Genomic DNA, 4,858 nt, shown 5'->3' with positions numbered 1-4,858 from the left:
GGGGCCCACCGGCCCCCGCCGCGCCACCGCACCCCCACCCCGTCAACGCCTCTCCACCTCCCCCGGGAAGAAGGTGTCCGTCCACCATGTCCAGACTCCGTACCAGAATGGTCGCGGTGCTCGCCGCGGTCGGCCTGGCCGTCACCGCGGCGCCGGCCCCACCGGCCCTGGCCGCCGGCGGCCCGAACCTCGCCGCCGGCCGGCCCGCCACCGCCAGCAGCGTCAACGGCTCGTTCGTGGCCGCCAACCTCACCGACGGCAACCAGGGCAGCTACTGGGAGAGCAGCGGCGCGCTGCCCCAGTGGGCCCAGGTCGACCTCGGCGCCAGCCGCGCCGTCGACCAGGTGGTGCTCAAGCTTCCCGCCGCCTGGGAGGCCCGCAACCAGACGCTGTCGGTGCAGGCCAGCGCCGACGGCAGCGGCTTCACCACCGTCGTCGCGTCGGCCGCCCGCTCGTTCAGCCCGGCCGCCGGCAACACGGTGACGCTCGGTTTCACGGCCACCGACGCCCGCTACCTGCGCGTCGTCATCACGGCGAACACCGGCTGGGCCGCCGCCCAGCTCGCCGAGCTGGAGGTCTACGGCACCGCCAACTCCTCGACCAACCTGGCGCTCGGCAGGACGATGACCGAGAGCGGCCACTCCGACGTGTACGGGGCCGGCAACGCCAACGACGGCAACGCGGGCACCTACTGGGAGAGCCCGAACAACGCGTTCCCGCAGTGGATCCAGGCCGACCTGGGCGCCGCCACAAGCGTCAACCGGCTGGTGCTGCGGCTGCCCACCGGCTGGGGCGCGCGCAACCAGACGCTCACCGTGCAGGGCAGCACCAACGGCTCCACGTTCAGCACGCTCGTCGCGTCCGCGTCGTACGCGTTCGACCCGGCCGGCGGCAACACGGTCACCGTCACCGTGCCCACCGCGTCCACCCGCTACCTGCGGCTGCTGTTCACCGCGAACAGCGCCTGGCCCGCCGGGCAGCTCTCGGAGCTGGAGATCTACGGCGCGGCCACCGGGGACACCCAGGCGCCGAGCGCGCCGGGCAACCTGGCGTTCACCGAGCCGGCCACCGACCAGGTCCGGCTGACCTGGACCGCCTCCACCGACAACGTCGGCGTCACCGGTTACGACATCTACGCCAACGGCGTGCTGCGCACCACCGTCGGCGGCACCACGCTGACCTACACCGACACGCAGCCGGCCGGCACCACCGTGTCGTACTACGTGCGGGCGCGCGACGCCGCCGGGAACGTCTCCGCGAACAGCACCACTGTCACCCGCGCCGGCAACACCGGGGACACCACCGCGCCGACCGCGCCCGGCAACCTCGCCTGGACCCAGCCGGCGAGCGGCCAGATCCGGTTGACCTGGACCGCGTCCACCGACAACGTCGGCGTCACCGGCTACGAGGTGTGGGCCAACGGCACGCTGCGCACCACCGTCGGCGGCTCCACGCTGACGTACACCGACAGCCAGCCGGACAGCGCCACCGTCTCCTACCAGGTGCGCGCCCGCGACGCGGCCGGGAACGTGTCCGCCAACAGCAACACGGTCACCCGCACCGGCACCACCACCGGCGGCACCAACCTGGCCGTCGGCAAGCCGGCCACCGCCTCGTCGGTGGTGCACGTGTTCAACGCCGCCAACGCGGTCGACAACGACGTCACCACCTACTGGGAGGGCGCGCCGGGCGCGTACCCGAGCACGCTGACCGTGGCGCTGGGCGCGAACGCCAGCATCAGCGCGGTGGTGGTGAAGCTCAACCCGGACCCGGCGTGGGGCGCGCGCACCCAGACCTTCCAGGTGCTCGGCCGGGAGCAGTCCGCCTCCGGGTTCACCAGCCTGGTCGGCTCCGCGACGTACTCCTTCAACCCCAACACCAGCAACACGGTGACCGTCCCGGTCTCGGCGACCGCCGCGGACGTCCGGTTGCAGTTCACCGCGAACTCCGGCTCGTCCAACGGCCAGGTCGCGGAACTCCAGGTCATCGGCGTGCCGGCGGCCAACCCGGATCTCACCGTCACCGCACTGACCGCCTCGCCCACCGCGCCGGTCGAGACCGACGCGATCACGCTGTCCGCCACCGTGCGCAACGCCGGCACCGCCGCGTCCGCGGCCACGAACGTCAACCTCTACCTGGGTACGACGAAGGTCGGCACCGCTTCCGTCGGCGCGCTCGCGGCCGGCGCGTCCACCACCGTCTCGGCGAGCATCGGCGTGCGTGACGCCGGCAGCTACCAGCTCACCGCGAAGGTCGACGAGTCGAACACGGTGATCGAGCAGAACGAGGCGAACAACTCCTACACCAACCCGACCGCGTTGACGGTCAGCCCGGTGGCCAGCAGCGACCTGGTGGCCTCCGCGGTGACCTGGTCGCCGGGCACGCCGGCAGCCGGCGCCACGGTCAGCTTCGCGGTGACGCTGCGCAACCAGGGCACGATCGCCTCGGCGAGCGGTTCGCACGGCATCACGCTCACCGTGCTGAACGACTCCGGTTCCGTGGTCCGCACGCTGACCGGCTCGTACTCCGGCACGATCGCCGCCGGGGCCACCGCCGGTCCGGTGTCGCTCGGCACCTGGACCGCCGCCAACGGCCGCTACACCGTGCGGGTGGTGCTCGCCGACGACGCCAACGAGCTGCCGGTGAAGCGGCAGAACAACTCCAGCGACCGGCCGCTGTTCGTCGGTCGGGGCGCCAACCTGGCGTACGACATGTACGAGGCCGAGGACGGCTCGGTCGGCGGCGGCGCGCAGGTCATCGGCCCGAACCGCACCATCGGCGACCTGGCCGGCGAGGCGTCCGGCCGGCGCGCGGTCACCCTGAACACCACCGGCGCGTACGTCGAGTGGACCACCAAGTCGGCCGCGAACGCCCTGGTGACCCGCTTCTCCATCCCGGACGCGCCGGGTGGCGGCGGGATCGACTCGACGCTCAACGTCTACGTCAACGGGGTGCTGCACAAGCCGATCAGCCTCACCTCGAAGCACATCTGGCTCTACGGGGCCGAGGCCGCGCCGAGCGACTCGCCGAGCGCGGGCGCGCCCCGGCACCTCTACGACGAGGCGAACGTGCTGCTGAACTCCACCGTTCCGGCGGGCAGCCGGATCCGGCTCCAGAAGGACCCGGCGAACAGCACCACGTACGCGATCGACTTCGTCAACACCGAGCTGGTGTCGCCGCGCGCCAACCCGGACCCGACCCGGTACAAGGTGCCCACCGGCTTCAGTCACCAGGACGTGCAGAACGCGCTGGACGCGGTGCGGATGGACACCACAGGCACGTTCGTCGGCGTCTACCTGCCCGCCGGCACCTACGAGACCGCGCAGAAGCTCCAGGTGTACGGCAAGGCGGTGAAGGTCGTCGGCGCGGGCATGTGGTACACCCGCTTCCAGACGCCGACGAACCAGCAGAACACCGACGCCGGGTTCCGGGTGGAGTCCTCGGCCAGCGGGTCGACCTTCGCCCACCTGGCGTTCTTCGGCAACTACACCAACCGGATCGACGGTCCGGGCAAGGTGTGGGGCGAGCTGAAGGACGTCGACAACCTGACGCTGGACAGCGTCTGGGTGGAGCACACCGTCTGCGCGTACTGGGGGGTGAGCGTGGACGGGCTGACCATCCGGGACAGCCGGTTCCGCGACACCTTCGCCGACGGCGTGAACATGACCAACGGCAGCACCAACGCGCTGGTCACCAACACCGAGGGCCGGTCCAACGGCGACGACGCGTTCGCGTTGTTCTCCGCCACCGACCAGGGCGGCTCCGGCGGCAACCACGGCAACGTGTTCGAGAACCTGACCGCCACGCTGACCTGGCGGGCCGCCGGCCTCGCCGTGTACGGCGGCTACGACAACATCTTCCGCAACCTCTACATCGCCGACCAGTTGACGTACTCGGGCATCACCATCAGCTCGTTGGACTTCGGCTACCCGTTCGTCGGGTTCGGCGCCAGCCCGCCCACCCGGTTCGAGAACATCTCGCTGATCCGCTCCGGCGGGCACTTCTGGGGCGCGCAGACGTTCCCCGCGATGTGGTTGTTCTCGGCGTCCAAGGAGTTCCGCGGCATCCGGGTCAGCGACGTGGACATCGTGGACCCGACCTACTCCGGGATCATGTTCCAGACCAAGTACACCGGCAGCCAGCCGGAGAACCCGATCACCGACACGGTGCTCACCAACGTCTCCATCTCGGGGGCGCGGCGCAGCGGTGACGCGTTCGACGCGAAGTCCGGCATCGGCATCTGGGTCAACGAGATGCCCGAGGCGGGGCAGGGGCCGGCGGTCGGCTCGGCCACGTTCACCAATCTGCGCCTGAGCGACAACGCCCAGGACATCCGCAACACCACGAGCACGTTCACCATCACCCGCAACTGATGAAAGGAGGGGCCCCTTCTTAACCTTTCCGGTAGAGAAGGGGCCCCTTCTCACACCACATCGACCGTCCGACGTGGAGCGCGACAACGTGGCCACGGCGGACGGTTGTCACGTGGTGACATAATGTGAGGAGGGGTGAGTCAGGCTTCGGTCTATGCCTGCGTTCCGAACCCCCGGCCCGCGTACGCCACGCCACCCGAGGTCACTGGGGGTGAGTATGAACGTTCCGGAGCATGGGCGGCGCCAGGAGTCTTCGCCGGGGGGCGACAGCGGCGATCCGCCGCTCAGTCGGGAAGATCTCCTGCTTCCCTACCTGTACGTCAGAACGATACTGGCCGCGCCGGAAGACAGCCGCCCGACGCTCGCCGCGCAGTACGGAGAGACCGAAGTGGGAGTGTGTCGATTTCCGTGTTTGGGCCTGTGGTGTGATCGAGATTGTTAGATGGCGATCCGGTCGCCGTAGGCGAGGATAAGGGCGTTGAGGG

The 4,858-nt window shown here is 70.4% G+C and carries 1 protein-coding gene; it reads left to right on the top strand.

The window, feature by feature from the left end:
• Positions 1-86 precede the first annotated feature (86 nt).
• Positions 87-4,373: a discoidin domain-containing protein gene (locus ACIA5A_RS17965; protein WP_396763110.1), complete on the top strand. Its 4,287-nt coding sequence runs from the start codon at positions 87-89 to the stop codon at positions 4,371-4,373.
• Positions 4,374-4,858: the final 485 nt, after the last annotated feature.

It is taken from the genome of Micromonospora sp. NPDC051300, from assembly GCF_044455315.1.
In the GTDB taxonomy this organism is placed as follows: domain Bacteria; phylum Actinomycetota; class Actinomycetes; order Mycobacteriales; family Micromonosporaceae; genus Micromonospora; species Micromonospora robiginosa.
This window is presented reverse-complemented; position numbering and strand designations above follow the sequence as displayed.

Coding starts and splice junctions, on each gene's coding strand:
- ACIA5A_RS17965 (WP_396763110.1), top strand. CDS start 87: ATGTCCAGACTCCGTACCAGAATGGTCGCGGTGCTCGCCGCGGTCGGC.